This is a genomic window from Embleya sp. NPDC025285, from assembly GCF_055558835.1.
On record NZ_JBVHLU010000020.1, the window covers coordinates 73,353 to 88,029 of the forward strand.

Below are 14,677 nucleotides of genomic sequence, written 5' to 3' on the forward strand. Positions count from 1 at the left end.
AACGACAACCGCAGTCGTGCTCCGCGGCTCAGCCGCGCCGGAACCGTTTGGCGTACGCGGTGAAGAACGCGGCCTCCGCCACCACCGCGTCGCGCAGTTCACTCACCAACACCCGTTCGTTGGGCCCGTGCAGGTTGCACATGCTGTCCTGCGCCCCGAACAGCAGGATCTCCGCGCCGGGTTGGGCCGCCGCCAGGCTGTTGACCAGCGGAATCGACCCGCCCGCCGCCGCGTGTACGGGCTCCGCGCCCCACGCGGTGCGCAGCGCCTCGTGCGCCGCCTGGTAGGCCACCCCGTCGGTGGCCGCGGCGAACCCGGACCCGGGCGCCCCGGCCTGGGTCACCGTCAGCGGTACCCCGAACGGCCGCAGGCCCTCCAGGAACTCGATCAGCAGACGCTGTGCCTGGGCCGGATCCTGGGCCGGGTGGCAGCGCATGTTGAGCTTCGCCCGGGCGGCCGGCACCACGGCGGACGCGGCCTTCGCAACCGAGGGCGCGTCGAGGCCGGTCACCGTGATCGCCGGTCCCGACCACAGGCGCGAGCCGAGGTTCCCGGTGCCGATCAGCGGCATGCCGTCGCGGATGCCGGCAAGCCGGCGGAACTCGTCCTCGTTCCAGCCGCCGCCCGACCACTGCTCGCGGCGCAGACCGGGCACCGTGACGTCGCCCTTCGCGTCGTGCAACGCGGACAGCGCGTGCAGCAGCACCAGCAGCGCGTCGGGGGCCGCGCCGCCGAAGTTGCCGCTGTGCTTGGCCTCTTCGAGGGTGCGCACCTCGACGATCACCTCGACCACCCCGCGCAGCGCGACGGTCAGCGTGCCGGTGCCCGGGCGGATGTTGCCCATGTCGGCGATCACCATCGCGTCGCAGGCGAACTCGTCCGGGTGGGCCTGCGGGTAGTCGTCGAACTCGCTGCCGTACTCCTCCTGTCCCTCGAACACGATCCGGATGCCCACCGGCGGACGCCCGTCGAAGGCGCGCAGCGCGCCCAGGTGCACGATCAGGTTCGACTTGTCGTCGGCCGCGCCGCGCCCGTGGATCGCGCCGTCGACGTCGGTCGGCTCGAACGGCCGCGTCGTCCACAACGTCTCGTCGCCGGCGGGCTGTACGTCGTAGTGCCCGTACAGCAGCACGGTCGGCGCGTCCGGGTGCGGCGGCGGGATGTGGCCGGTGATCACCGGCGCGGTGTCCGGCAGCCGCAACGCGCCGACATCCCGCACGCCGGCCTCGCGCAGCAGCTCGACCAGTAGGTCGTGGGCCTCGGTCACCGGCTCCGAGGGATACCCCGGGAAGGCGATCGACGGAATCCGGGTGAGTCGCCGCAGGTCGTCGCACAGGTTGTCGAGCATGCCGTCGACCCGTGTGGTCAACTCGTCCATCGTCGTGCTCCTTGGCCGCGCCGGGTACGGTCCACTGATCGCGTCTCCCGGCCCATGCTGGCCCGAACCGGACGATCCGGACCGATCCGGCACGCGGTACCCGCATGGCTCACCCGGCCGGCCGCATCCGGCCGAGAGCCGATCGGGTGGTCCCCGTTCCCGCGAGTGCGTTCCCGACCGCCCCCGTCACCCGCGACCCGGGCCGCACGCGAACCGGCCCGCCGCCTCGGCACAGGGAGCCGGGGCGACGGGCCGGTCGACACCGCGTCACGGGGGGAACGCGGTGATCGGGACCGCGTCCGGGGTAGACGCGGTATCGGGTGGAGCGGTCTCGGGGTGGAGCGGTAGCGGAGCGGAGCGATCGCGGCCCGCCGAGGGTGGGCTCGCGCGGAGCCGGAGGCTCAGTCCCGACGCGGGGTGACCTGACCGCTGAACAGGTAGCGCCCGCCCCCCTCGAAGGTTCCGAAGGTCACCGGGCGCCAGATCACCGATCCGGGCTCGCGCATCGCGAACAGGTCCTCGGCGACCGCGACCAGCGGCAATTCCCGCACCGCGTCCGGCAGGCTTTCCGCTATTTCCCCGGTCAGTTCGATCCGCAGCACCAAGCCCTCGCCCTCGGCGCCGGCCCGCACCTCGAAGCGCTGCATGGCGCGTTCGTACACGCCGACGTAGCGTTCCGGGTCGACGGCCGGAGGTTGTGCGGGCGGGGCGAACGGCGCGGGCAACGCGACCTGCGCGACCTCGGCGAAGATCTCCCGGAACAGGTCCTCGTACAACTCCGGCGCGTCTCCGCCGTTGGTCAACAGCGCCACCGCCAGGCCCTGTTCGGGCAGGACCCGGAGGAACGCGTACTGCCCGATGGTGCCGCCGTCGTGGCCGACCACCTCGTGGCCGTCCCACGCGTAGCGGTGCCAGCCCAGGCCCCACGACGCGTCCATGGCCGCGAGGTCGGGCATGTCGACGTGCTTCTCGCGCATCGCGACGACATGCTCCGCGCCCAGGAGTCGCTTGCCGTCGGCGGTGACGCCGTCGGCCAGGTGCAGGCGGGCGAACCGCAACAGCTCCGCCGAGGTGGAACCGATCAGACCGGCGGGTCCGGCCGAGCGAGGCAACATCCACACCGGCGCGACCTGCGGGTCGCCGCCGTCCTGCGAGACGTGGCCGACCGCCGCGCGCAGCAGCAGGGCCTCCTCGGGCAGTGTGATCGTGCGCTCCAGGCCCAGCGGCCCGCTCAGCCGCTCGCGCAGCACTTGGTCCCAGGTCTTTCCGGTGAGGTGTTCGATCACCCGTCCGGCCAGATTGAAGCCGGTGTTGCAGTACGACCACGCGCCGCCGGGCGGGAACACCTGCGCCGCGTCCTCTAGGCCGGCCACGTACCGGGCCAGGCAGTCGTCGCCGCGCCCGCTGTCGATGAACCGGTCGCCCTCGATGCCGCTGGTGTGCGTGAGCAGGTGCCGCATGGTGATCTGCTTGGCCAACTCAGTTCGGGACAGCCGTAGTTCGGGCAGTACCTCGATCAGCGGCTGGTCCAGGTCGAGCAGGCCGTCCTCGACCAGTTGCATGGCCAGTGTCGTGGTCCACAGCTTGGTGATCGAGCCGATCTGGAACACGCTGTCCGCGGTCACCGGGACCCCGGTGTTCCGGTTGAGCACGCCGTAGGCGGCCTCGACCAGGTCGTCCGGCGCGTGCTCGTCCAAGCGCAGGATGCCCAGGGTCGCGCCGGGAATCCGGTGCCGCTCGGCCAGCGTGGACAGGCGGCGCTGCCAGTGCGCGGCGTCCAGCGGGGCGGGCCGGGTGCGGCCGGCGGATCCGGCGTAGCGCTCGACCCAGTCGACGATCCGGCGGTTCCAGTCCAGCCGGTGCGAGGGCGGACCGTCGAGGATGAACAGGTGCGAGCCGTCGGGGTAGAGCACCATCCGGGCGGGCACGTCGCGTTCGCGCAGCGCGCCGAACCACTGCTGGGCCTGGCCGAGCGGACACCGCACGTCGGCGGCGCCCTGCAGGATCAGCGTGGGCGTGCGCACGTCGCCGACCTTGGTGAACGGGTTCGACCGCGTGTACAGGTCGACGTCGTCCCACGGGGTGCCGCCGAACTCGGCCCAGCCCATGTAGGAGCCCAGGTCGGAGGTGCCGGCCATGCTGTTCAGGTCGCTGACCACGCCGCCCGCGACGGCCGCCGCGAAGCGCTGGTCGCGGCTGGTGAGATAGCAGGTCATGTAGCCGCCGTAGCTGTAGCCGGTGACGGCCAGCCGCTGCGCGTCGGCGATGCCCTCGGCGACCAGTTCGTCCAGCGGCTCCAGGAAGTCCGGGGCGTCCATCGTGCCCCAGTTGCCGACGGTGGCGGCGTAGAAGTCCTCGCCGTAACCGTCGCTGGCCCGGGGGTTGAGGGTCAGGATCGTCCAGCCGCGGGCGACCAGTTCCTGGTGGTAGAGGTGCACCGAGTCGGCCGTACCGGTCCACGCGTTGTGCGGTCCGCCGTGGATGTCCAGCAGCAGCGGGGTGGGGCCGGTCACCTGCGGGTCGCGCAGCAGGCGGCCGTGCACCACGGTTCCGTCGGAGGTGGTGAACCGGCGGTCGATCGGGGTGAACAGCTCCACGTCCGGCAGGGCCTGCGTGCCGTGCGCGGTGAGCACCCGCTCGGTGCCGCCGGCCGGATCGACCATGGCGATCTCGCCGTACGAGGTGGTGGTGGACAGCACGAACGCGACGCCACCGGGGCTGCGGGACACGGACAGGCCCGAGACGGAGCTTCCGGTGTCGCCGACCACCAGGCGCGCGTCGCCGCTTTCGAGGTCGAGCGCGTACAGGTGGGTGTTGCCGGCCTCGCGGAGGCAGAACAGGAGTTCGCGGCCGTCGGGCGTCGGCTGCGGCAGGCCGCCCGGGTAGCCGGAGCCGCCCGGCATCACATTGCGGTCCAGGGCTCCGGTCAGGTCGACGGTGGGGCCGCCGGCGAGCGGCACCCGCAGTATCCGGGTGTGCCCGGTGCGGGTCTGCTCGGCGCCCAGCACGAGCAGTGACTCGCCGTCCGGGGTGAAGTCGACCCAACCCACCATGCCTTCCGCCGACCCGACCCGTTCGGCGGGCGCGGCGGGGGTGGCGAGGTCGACGACGTACGCCGCCGAACGCATGGTCAGGTCCGCGTTCGCGTCCGGGCCGGCGGCGTAGGCCAGCCGCGTGCCGTCCGGCGACCAGGCCGGGTCGCTCGCGTTCCAGGCGCCCTCGGTCACCCGGGTGACCTCGCCGGTGGCCACGTCCACCACGTGCACGTGCCGGCGCAGGCTGCCCAGCATGCCCGCGCCGTCCACCTGGTAGTCCACGCGGTCGATGACCAGCGGCGCCTTCGCCCGGGCGGCCCGGGCGGACTCGTCCTCGTCCGCCGTCGCGTAGGTGTCGATCACGGCACCGAACGCCACGCGGGTGCCGTCGGGGCTCCACAGCGCGCGGCCGGCGCCCATCGGCAGGCGGGTCACCTGACGCGCGTCGCCACCCTCGATCGGCAGCACCCACAATTGCGGCGGGCCGTCGACGGCGCGCAGGAACGCCACCCGGGTCCCGTCCGGCGACCACACCGCGGTGCTGTCCGAGGGGCCTTCGGTGAGCCGCTGGGGCTCGCCGCCCGAGGTCGGGACCCACCACAGCGAGCGCACGTTGCGGTCCTTCGCCGCGTCGACGCCGACCAGGGTGTAGACCACCCGGGTGCCGTCGGGCGACACGGCCGGCTCGGCCGGCACCGTGATCGCGGTCAGGTCGTCCAGACGCAGACGTCGTGCCATGGCTTTCTCCATCCTGGTCGGCCCGTCCGGGCGGCCCCCGATCCTGGGTCGACCCGGTTCCGCGAGCGCCGGGTCGCGGACCCGGGCAACGGGTATCCGGTCGACTCACCGAAACCGGCCCCCGCCTGAGGTGAGGCGGGTGCCGGTTCGGGGCTGGAGCTCAACGGTCGCGTCGGAGCCTCTCGGCGGCGCTTCCCCGAGGCTAGAGCGATCGGAAGGTCACGGACTTCGTGGCTTCGGACCAAGGTCGGGCCGCGTTTCGGTGCCACACCACCAGGCGCGGGTGGGGCGCAGCCGGTACATGGAAGCGGGACGGGGCTTCCGGGAGTGGCGGGCTTCCCGGGTATCGCGGGCGGGTCGGCGGGCTTCCCGGGGAGGCGAGGCATGCGGACGGTCGTCGACGCCGGGCCGGCTGCGGCCTCGACGGCGCGCTCTCAGGCGTCAGAGGGCAGCGGCTTCGGGCGGGAAGTATCCTTCGGCGGGTTGCGGCCGTCGGCGGGAGGCGCCGTGCGCTGAGGCGCCTAGCTCGTCGGCGGCGGAAGTTCCTCGCGCAGCAGGCTGTAGAAGACCACGTCGCGCCATTCGCCGTCGCGGTAGGTGTAGGAACGGGCCACTCCCTCGCGGGTGAAGCCCACCTTCTCCAGGGCGCGCTGCTCGGCGAGGTTGCCCACCTCGGTGCCGGCCTCGATCCGGGCCACCTGGGTGTGCGCGAACAGGTAGCGCACCAGCAGGAGTTGGGCGCGGGTGCCGTATCCGTGGCCGCGCGCCTCGGGGAACAGGTTGATCCCGACGTTCCAGCAGTGCGAGCCGCGCGACGTGAGGATGCTGCGCCAGGCCACGAAGCCCAGCACCTCGTCGCCCAGGACCACCAGCAACTGCCCACCCTCGTCGCCGAGTAGGCCGTTCTGCGTCCAGTTGCGCCGCCACCGTCCCGGGTCCGACCAGCCGTACCAGGCGAACGACCCGACCGCCTCGGGGTCGGTCGAGAACCGCTCCAGGAGGGATATGTCCGCTTCGGCCACCAGCCGCAAGGTCACCTGATCGCCGGCCATGATCCCGAACCCCGTTTCGATCGCCGCCGTCCGAGCGTCGGGCCCTGGCCCGCCGCGCCCGACCGAGTCGACGCGGGCGCCGACTGGGCCGAACGGGGCAGCATAGTCGACGCGCGCGCCCGACGAGCCGCCGTGCACCCGTCGCCCGCGAAGCGCCGGGCGTGGCGCTTCGCGGGCGAACAGGCCGCCGCGTCGCCGGTCGACCATGCCGGCGGGGCGTTCGTACGCGATGAGCGGTCGTCGGGGCGGCGGCCGTGGCACGGTGGCCGTCCGTACGTCCGTACGTACGCCCTGGTTCGACCGAGTCGTCACGAACCGGTGCGGGGTGGTTCAGCGTCGGGGCGGTTGGCCACCAGGCGTCGTACCCGCGCCCGGAGCGAGTCCCCGGACGCGTCGGGCGACTGCTGTCCGGATGCCGGATCCGGCGCCGACTCGCTCCACCGACGAGCCTGCCGCACCAGCGCGGCCAGTTCGTCGGCGCCTGACTCCCGGGATGAATCGTGCTGCGTCATGCCGAGCGGCTGCCCGCCCACACCCCCGGGCACGGCCGCTGAATGATCACAAATATGCGACATATCCATAACATTGGTAGCGCCCAGTCCCCCAGACAAGCGCTCCGGTGCAGCACGTTCCGGTGATCGACTCTCCCAAACTGGTGCAAGGCGCCTACTTCGCCGACCCGGCCCGGCCCAACGCGACTCGACGCGGTCGCCGTCGCCGTCACGTCGCCGTCGCCGGCCCTCGGGACCTGGCGATCCCCCGTCGACACCGGCGGAGTCTGCGAAGTCCCCGCCGCAATACGGACGATGCCTCAAACTGGCGGTTCTTTCCCGGCGACGAAGGGACGGCAAGCGTGGCGAACAGTGCGCTCCTGGTGATGGACGTACAACAGCAGATCGTGGACATCGCCGACGACGGCTCCGGATATCTGTCCCGCCTGCGCAAGGCCATCGACGGTGCCCGTACGCAGGGCATCCCGGTGATCTACGTGGTCATCGCTCTACGGCCGGTCCCCGGGGAAGTCAGCCCCCGCAACAAGATGGTGTCCGCGGCCGTGCAGGCCGGGCTGTTCACCGAGGGCGCCCCCGGCACCGAGATCCACCCGGACATCGCACCCCGACCAGGCGACGTCGTGGTCGCCAAGAGGCGTGGCAGCGCGTTCTCCGGCAGCGATCTCGACCTGGTGCTCAGGGCCCGCGACATCGACAGCCTCGTGCTCACCGGCATCGCCACCAGCGGCGTGGTGCTGCACACCGTGTGCCGGGCCAACGACCTGGACTTCCGCCTCACCGTCCTGGTCGACGCCTGCCTCGACACCGACCCCGAGGTCCACCGATTCCTCACCGAAACGCTCTTCCCCCAATGGGTGAACGCCGTCACCGTAGACGACTGGGTCAAGGCCATCGCCCGGCCCTGACTGCTCCTCCCCGGAAGCGGCGGCGGCAGGACACCGGCGGGGCGCGGCGGAAAGATCATTTGGTGCGTCGCTGCCGATATCCTCTGACCCGGTTCAGCCGGGGAGCGCGACAGGGACACAGGGGGCACACGGATGACGCAGCCGACCAGCGACGAGGGCCTGTCCGGCCAGTCGCTCGACGAGGGCGGAGCGCGCACCGCGCGCTGGGCGTTCATTCGGACCGAGAGCGGCAGCGCCACCGTGCTGCTCGCCGCCACCCTGGCCGCGCTGGCCTGGGCCAACATCGACGCCGACTCCTACGCCTCGCTCTGGCACACCCACCTGTCCGTGCGACTCGGCGACTCCGGCGTGTCGCTGGATCTGCGCGAGTGGGTCAACAGCGGCCTGATGACCCTGTTCTTCTTCGTGGTCGGCCTGGAGGCCCGGCGCGAGTTCGACATGGGCGAACTGCGCGAACGCCGCCGATTGACCCTGCCGCTGCTGGCAGGCCTCAGCGGCATGGCGGTACCGGTGCTGATCTACCTGGCGATCAACGCGGGCGAGTCCTCGGCCCACGGGTGGGGCGCCGCGATGTCCACCGACACGGCCTTCGCGCTGGGCATGCTCGCACTGCTCGGCAGCCGCTTCCCTCGGCGTCTGCACACCTTCATCCTGACCGTCGCCGTGGTCGACGACTTCGTCGCCCTCGTGGTGATCGCGGTCGCCTACAGCGACGACATCGACATGTCCGCGCTGATGATCGCGCTGGCCATGCTGGTGCTGATCGTGCTGGTGCGCGCCGCGAAGGTGCGGCGCGGCAGCGCGTATGGCGTGCTCGGCGTGATCACCTGGGTGGCGGTGCTCAAGTCGGGCGTGGACCCGGTGGTGGTCGGCCTGGTGATGGGCCTGCTGACCTTCGCCTACCCGGCGTCTCGGGCCGAACTGGAGCGGGCCACCGGTCTGTTCCGCTCGTTCCGCGAACAGCCCACGCCGGAACTGGAACGTACCGCCCGGCTGGGCATGGCGGCGGCCCTGTCGCCGAACGAGCGTCTCCAGCGCATGTACCACCCGTGGACCAGCTATGTGATCGTCCCGTTGTTCGCGCTGGCCAACGCCGGCATCACGCTGGACGCCGGGCTGATCTCGCGGGCCTTCACCTCGCCGGTGACGCTGGGCATCCTGATCGGCTACGTGGTGGGCAAACCGGTGGGCATCATCGGTATGTCCGCGCTGACCACCCGACTCAGCGGCGGCCGGCTGCGCCCGCCGGTCGGCTGGGGAGCCGTGGTGGGCGGCGGCGCGATCGCCGGGGTCGGCTTCACCGTGTCGCTGCTGATCGCGACACTGGCCTTCGAGGGCGAGCGGCTCGAAGAGGCCAAGGTGGGCGTACTCAGCGCCGTGGTGTGCTCGTTCGTGGTGACCTGGCTGGTCTCGCTGGTGATCGCCGCGCTGCCGCGTCCGGCCCGCACGCGGGCGCTGCTGGGCACCGCGCAGAGCCTGGTCGACCTGGCCGTACCGGTGGATCCCGAGCGCGACCACATCCGCGGTCCGATCGACGCCCCGGTGACGCTGCTGGAGTACGGCGACTTCGAATGCCCGTTCTGCGGCCTGGCCGAACCGGTGGTCCGCGAATTGCTCGCCGACTTCGGCGACGTGCGCTACGTCTGGCGCCACCTCCCGCTGCCCGACGTGCACCCCAGGGCCCGGCCGGCCGCGATCGCCGCCGAGGCCGCCGCCGAGCAGGGTGCGTTCTGGGAAATGCTCGACCGCCTGCTCCAGAGCCAGGACGCGCTCCGGCCCGGCGATCTGGTCGCCCACGCGGAGGCGTTGGGCCTGAATGTGGAGGAGTTCCGGATCGCGCTGCGCACCCATCGCGGCGCCGACCGGATCGCGGAGGACGAGGAATCGGCGGACCTGAGCGGGGTCTCCGGCACGCCGACCTTCTTCGTCAACGGCCGTCGACACCACGGCCCGTACGACATCGCCGGGCTCACGGCGGCGGTCCACGCGGCCAAGGAGCGCGCCTTCATGGACCGCTGAGTTCTGCGGTCCCCGCTCAGTCGCCGGTCCGGGTCTCGCTCCCGGTCTCGGTCTCGGTCTTGCTCCCGGTCCCGGTCCCGGTCCCGGTCCCGGTCCCGGTCCCGGTCTCGGTCTCAGGAAGCGTGTACTTCCGGGCCCGGACCACGTCCCGGGTCACCCGCGCGAAGGCGCGCGCGGCGGCGCTGCGGTAGGCGCCCTCGCGGTGCAGCACGGTGACCGTGCGCACCGGCAGCGGCGGGTCGACGGCGACCGGGCGCAGGTGGGGATGGTCGTGGGTGATCGCGTCGGGAAGCACGGTGGCCAACGGGGTGCGCCGGACGATCTCGATCAGGGCCTGGATCGAGTTCGCCTGCACGGCGATCCGAGGTCGCACCCGGTGCCGCGCGAGGTAGGCGTCCACGTGCCCTCGGGTGACGAAGTCGTGGCTGAGCAGCGCCAGTTCGTACCCGGCCAGGTCACGCACCCGGAGCGGAGCGGCGGGACGACCGGTCGTGGTGTCCGGATCCGCGCCGGTTCCCGTACCGACGACCAGGCTCAGTCGCTCGACGCACAGCGGAGTCGCGCCGACGCCGGGTGGGTGCGCGCCGGCGAATGCGATGCCCAGGTCGAACTCGTCGGCGGGCAGCCCGGCTTCGATCCGGTCCTGGGTGGTCTCCACGACGTCCAGGGCGATGCCCGGATGCCGGGCGTACATCTCCTCGGTCAGTGGGCCGAGCGCTGCGCGACCTGGCCGCCGCCGAGCGTGCCGTGCACGACGTGGCCGACCTCGCGCGCGGCAGCCTGCGGCTGGCGGTGACGCCGACCTTGACGGCGTACCTGACCACCCGCGACGCCTACGAGCCGCACTACGTCGACGACCGCAAGTACTTCGAACTCGACACCTTCTACGGAGAGTTCGCCAAGCCCTGGGAGCGGCGCCGACTGCCGATGCGACACGACCCGCAAGCCGCCGCCGTCGACGTCTACCGCCGGTGGCAGGAACTCAACGGCGGCAACCGCCGTGTTGCCGACAGCATCTGAACCGCCGGGAATCGCCACTCCGGGCACTCGGGCGGGGGCTGCCTCGTTGGGACGGCAAGTTCCTTGATTGCCTTGACGATTACGCTTCGGGGTTTCTAGGGTACGTTGCGTAATCGCTCCCGGAAAGGTTGGCTTTCGATGGCTGGTCAGTCCGTCTTATCCGATCGACGGCCCGCGTCATGACGGTGGGGCCCGACACGCTCACGGCGTTACTGAAGGGCAAGGACGTACTTCCGGCGGGCTGGGAGTCGGTGTTCGGCATGGTGGCCCGCGAGGATTTCGTCCCGGCCCGGATCTGGCCCGACGACAGCGACGCCCCGCTGGACCGCGACCGCGATCCGGAGGCGTGGCGCCGAGCGGTGTACTCCGACCGGGCGTTGGTGACCCAGTGGGACGACGGCCGACATACCGGGGCCACCGCCGGGCGGCTGGCCACATCGTCGTCCTCGACACCGTCCACGCTCGCGGAGATGTTGTACGACCTGGACGCGGCGCCCGGGATGCGGGTATTGGAGGTCGGCACCGGGACCGGCTACAGCGCCGGCCTGTTGGCGGCCCGCGGCTGCCGGGTGACCTCGATCGAGGTGGACCCGCAACTCGCCTACCGGGCACGGGAGAACCTGAACGCGGCCGGATTCGGCGACCTCGTCGAGGTGATCACCGGCGACGGCACCCACGGCTACGCGGAGGGCGGCCCGTACGAGCGGATCCAGGTCACCGCCGGTGTCCGGCGCGTGCCACCCGCGTGGATCGAACAGGCCGCGCCAGGCGCGGTGATCGTGCTGCCGTGGGGTACCGACTACGGCAGCGGCGACTGCGCGCTGCGCCTGGTCGTGGACGCGGAACGGCAAGCCGCGAGTGGGCCGTTCACGCTGGCGACCGCCTTCATGAAGCTGCGCGCACACCGTCCGCACTGGGGACGCTACGGCGGCGCGGCGCTGCCCGAGGACTGGGCCGCCTACGCGCGGCCGACCACCACCTCGCTCGGCTATGACGACGTGGTGGGCGGCCCGTTCGACCCGGTGGCCCTGGTGCTCGGCCTGTGCGTGCCCGACTGCCTGGCCCGACCGATCCTGCACGGCGCGCTCGGCGGCACGTTGTGGCTCTACGGCGCGAACACCGGCCGCGGCCACTCGATCGCCGCCGCCGACTTCGCCATCGGCGATCCGCCCACCGTGCGGCAATCCGGTCCGCGCCGACTGTGGGACGAGGTCGAGGCGACCTGGTACTGGTGGCATGCCCAAGGCCGCCCCACCATCCACGACTTCGGTCTGACCGTGTCGCTGGCCGACGACCGCACCGTCGACCAGCAGCCCTGGCACCTGACTCCCACCCGCCCGCTGATCCCTCCGGCCACCGACTGGCCGCCGACCGCGTCGCGGTGACGCCGCTCCCCCCGTCCCGGACTCCCGGGGCCCGAGCGTCAGGTCTCCGGGAAACCGGACTTGGTGAGCCAGGTGAGGGAGGTCTCGGCGAGTTCGGGCCAGCCGTGGTCGACGATCAGCGAGTGGCCCCGGTCGTCGAAGCGTTGATAGTCGGTGCTCGCACCGGATTTGCGGTACTGCTTGAGCGTCGAGCGGGTCAGCGCGTCGGGGACGGTGTGGTCCAGTTTTCCGGACAGGAGCAGGAGCGGTCCGCGGGTCTCGTTGTCGGTGGCCACCTTGGCGGCGGAGTGCGGCGTGAAATTGCCCAGCGCGAGTTGGAACAACGGTCGGGCCGGGCTGGGAATCGTCCACGCCGCGAACAGGTCGTCGGACTCCTTGAGGGAGACGGCGTTCGCGAAGCCGTACCGGAATTGCGCCTGATTCAGCGACACCGCGCGCTTGGTGTTGGCGGGGTTGCGCAGGAACGCGAAGGCCGATCTCGCCTGCGCGGGTGCGATCGCCTTCACGCCCTTGATCTGGCCGGGACAGATCGCCACCGCCGCAGCGGCCCACCCCTGCCCGAGCAGGTGCTGGGCGATGAATCCGCCGACGGAGTGGCCGACCACTATGGGCGGGGTCTCCAACTCCCTAATGATTCGCACGTGCGCCTCGGAGATCTCGGCGAGGCCGACGCCGGCCTGCGCCTCGGGCTGTCTGCGGGCCGCGAGCACGGTCTCGGGGACCCCGGGCCACTCCGGCGTGAGCGGCTCGTAGCCCGCCTCGCGGAACCGCTCGGCCCAGCCTCGCCAACTGGTCGAATGCAGCCATAGGCCATGGATGAACACGACGGGTGTGCGCTTGGTTGCCATGCGTCGCCTCGCTCGCGAACGGTTCGATCCGTGCACCGTCGCGGCGGCGCGCTGCGTAGTGCGTGCCGGACGACCCGCGATGGCGGGCGATCTCGGGATCCGAGGCCGCTCGTTTCGCCGGTCGTGCCTGCGACCGGGCCACACGAAGATCCTTTACCGCCACTGTGGCACTCACGCGGTGCCGGCGCGCGCCGACACCGGACACGTCGCGTACTCGTTGGATGGACGTACAGTGAACCTGCTTGTGGTGGCGGCCCGTTGCGGCGGCCGTGGCGACCGCGCACCCGGGCCGCCGGTCGGGGCGAGGGGACGGCGAAAGCCGGGCGGGCTTCATGTATGGTTTCTACAGATGTGTAGAAGCCTGGTTTCGGTGGCCTCGACGCGAACGGGGCCGCTCCTTCGCCTGCGGATCAGGGGTGGAACTGTGCCGAATGATCATCGAGAGCGGCCCGCTGCCGACGGCCCCGGGGCCGAGTGGGTACAGACTCCGCCGGACGCGGAGATCCGTCGGGTGTACGAGCCGGTGGAGATCCGTAATCGCGACGGCAGTTGGGCACTCGGGCGGATCAACGCCCGATGGCACGGCGGCCGCGGCGAGGACTGGTGCCGACTGCGGATCGTGGGCAGCGACCGCCCGGCCCGCTGGGTCCCCTTCGATCCGGACGTGTTCGTCGAATTGCAGATCGACGGGACCTGAGCGGCGGGACCCGATCGACGGAACCGGAGCATCGTCACGAGTCGCCGGGACCGGGCCGCCGTCCCGGACCGATCACCAACGAGACCCGATCATGGCGGATCGCCTCGACACCCTCGTGTGAGCGGGTATGCCGCGATTGCCCGGCCGGACAACGGCTCGGTTGCGGGCACCCTTTAGGCTCGGTTGCCTTCGAGACAACCGAGGAGGGCGTCGTGTCCGACGAACAGGGTTTTCCGGCAACCGGCAGGCGGGTGTTGGTCAGTGGTGCCGCACGGGGTCTGGGGCGGGCGATCGCGCACGCGTTCGCGGCCCAGGGCGACCGGGTGGCCGTGCACTACGGGTCGCGGCGGGAGGAGGCCGAGGCCACCCTGGCGGACCTGCCGGGTGGAGGTCACGTACTGGTCGGCGCGGATCTGGCGGTGCCGGACGAGGTCGAGCGACTGGTGGCCGAGGTGGAGGACGCGCTGGGCGGGATCGACGTCCTGGTCAACAACGCGGCCGTGAACACCCCGCATCCGCCGGCCGACACCGGGTACGCCGAGTGGGTCGCGGCCTGGCAGCGGCACGTCGCGGTGAACCTGGTCGGCGCCGCCGGGCTGAGCCACCTCGCCGCCCGCGGGATGATCAGGCGCGGCAGCGGCGGGCGGATCGTCAACGTCGGCTCGCGCGGCGCGTTCCGCGGCGAGCCGGACCATCCGGCCTACGGCGCCACCAAAGCCGGCCTGCACGCGCTCGGCCAATCCCTGGCGGTGGCACTGGCCCCGCATCGCATCGCGGTCGCCTCGATCGCCCCCGGCTTCATCGACACCGACCGGGTCGCGAACCGCCTGTCCGGGGCCGAAGGCGCCGCCATCCGCGCGCAGAGCCCATTCGGTCGCGTCGCCGACCCCGCCGAAATCGCGGCATCCGTCGTGTGGTTGGCCTCCCCGGACGCCGAGTGGGCCTCCGGCACCATCCTCGACCTCAACGGCGCCTCGCACCTGCGGACCTGACCGGTCGAGCCTCCTACATTATCCATTCGCACCACGACCCATCGTGCTGCCGGCTCGGATGGTCGCCGAACACAGGGGCGCGGATCTGTCCATCGG

12 protein-coding genes are annotated in these 14,677 nt (G+C 71.9%); 6 read left to right on the forward strand and 6 right to left on the reverse strand.

Features of this window, described 5'->3' with window-relative positions; translation table 11 throughout:
* Positions 1–28: 28 nt before the first annotated feature.
* The 4 genes from ACZ4FV_RS15960 to ACZ4FV_RS15975 form a co-directional block, all read right to left on the reverse strand.
* On the reverse strand, positions 29–1,378 hold the full coding sequence (locus ACZ4FV_RS15960; protein WP_465322791.1) for a M20/M25/M40 family metallo-hydrolase: 1,350 nt from the start codon (positions 1,376–1,378) through the stop codon (positions 29–31).
* Positions 1,379–1,779: 401 nt separating this feature from the next.
* Positions 1,780–5,151 (reverse strand): serine hydrolase, encoded by a 3,372-nt coding sequence (locus tag ACZ4FV_RS15965; protein ID WP_465322792.1) that lies wholly within the window; start codon positions 5,149–5,151, stop codon positions 1,780–1,782.
* Positions 5,152–5,672: 521 nt separating this feature from the next.
* On the reverse strand, positions 5,673–6,203 hold the full coding sequence (locus tag ACZ4FV_RS15970) for a GNAT family N-acetyltransferase (protein WP_465322793.1): 531 nt from the start codon (positions 6,201–6,203) through the stop codon (positions 5,673–5,675).
* Positions 6,204–6,511: 308 nt separating this feature from the next.
* Complete coding sequence (locus tag ACZ4FV_RS15975) at positions 6,512–6,715, reverse strand: hypothetical protein (RefSeq protein ID WP_395871482.1); 204 nt, start codon at positions 6,713–6,715, stop codon at positions 6,512–6,514.
* Positions 6,716–7,056: 341 nt separating this feature from the next.
* On the opposite strand from ACZ4FV_RS15975, the gene ACZ4FV_RS15980 reads away from it, so the two are divergent.
* Both ACZ4FV_RS15980 and nhaA read left to right on the forward strand, forming a co-directional pair.
* Positions 7,057–7,620 carry a cysteine hydrolase family protein gene (locus ACZ4FV_RS15980; protein WP_465322794.1) on the forward strand — a complete coding sequence of 188 codons (564 nt, stop codon included), beginning with the start codon at positions 7,057–7,059 and terminating at the stop codon, positions 7,618–7,620.
* 132 nt (positions 7,621–7,752) lie between these two features.
* Positions 7,753–9,639: a Na+/H+ antiporter NhaA gene (gene nhaA / locus ACZ4FV_RS15985; RefSeq protein WP_395871486.1), complete on the forward strand. Its 1,887-nt coding sequence runs from the start codon at positions 7,753–7,755 to the stop codon at positions 9,637–9,639.
* 16 nt (positions 9,640–9,655) lie between these two features.
* Here the strand turns inward: nhaA and ACZ4FV_RS15990 are convergent, their stop codons facing one another.
* Positions 9,656–10,333 (reverse strand): LysR substrate-binding domain-containing protein, encoded by a 678-nt coding sequence (locus tag ACZ4FV_RS15990; RefSeq protein WP_465322795.1) that lies wholly within the window; start codon positions 10,331–10,333, stop codon positions 9,656–9,658.
* Positions 10,334–10,344: 11 nt separating this feature from the next.
* Between ACZ4FV_RS15990 and ACZ4FV_RS15995 the strand changes: the two genes are divergently transcribed.
* On the forward strand, positions 10,345–10,659 hold the full coding sequence (locus tag ACZ4FV_RS15995) for a hypothetical protein (RefSeq protein ID WP_402232662.1): 315 nt from the start codon (positions 10,345–10,347) through the stop codon (positions 10,657–10,659).
* 179 nt (positions 10,660–10,838) lie between these two features.
* On the forward strand, positions 10,839–12,044 hold the full coding sequence (locus tag ACZ4FV_RS16000; RefSeq protein ID WP_402232659.1) for a methyltransferase domain-containing protein: 1,206 nt from the start codon (positions 10,839–10,841) through the stop codon (positions 12,042–12,044).
* A 38-nt stretch (positions 12,045–12,082) separates the two neighbouring features.
* Here the strand turns inward: ACZ4FV_RS16000 and ACZ4FV_RS16005 are convergent, their stop codons facing one another.
* A complete protein-coding gene (locus tag ACZ4FV_RS16005; protein ID WP_402232657.1) occupies positions 12,083–12,892 on the reverse strand; it encodes an alpha/beta hydrolase in 810 nt (269 codons plus the stop codon).
* Positions 12,893–13,316: 424 nt separating this feature from the next.
* On the opposite strand from ACZ4FV_RS16005, the gene ACZ4FV_RS16010 reads away from it, so the two are divergent.
* Both ACZ4FV_RS16010 and ACZ4FV_RS16015 read left to right on the forward strand, forming a co-directional pair.
* Positions 13,317–13,589 carry a hypothetical protein gene (locus ACZ4FV_RS16010; protein ID WP_395871497.1) on the forward strand — a complete coding sequence of 91 codons (273 nt, stop codon included), beginning with the start codon at positions 13,317–13,319 and terminating at the stop codon, positions 13,587–13,589.
* Between the two features lie 212 nt (positions 13,590–13,801).
* Positions 13,802–14,581 (forward strand): SDR family NAD(P)-dependent oxidoreductase, encoded by a 780-nt coding sequence (locus ACZ4FV_RS16015; protein WP_395871499.1) that lies wholly within the window; start codon positions 13,802–13,804, stop codon positions 14,579–14,581.
* Positions 14,582–14,677 lie beyond the last annotated feature (96 nt).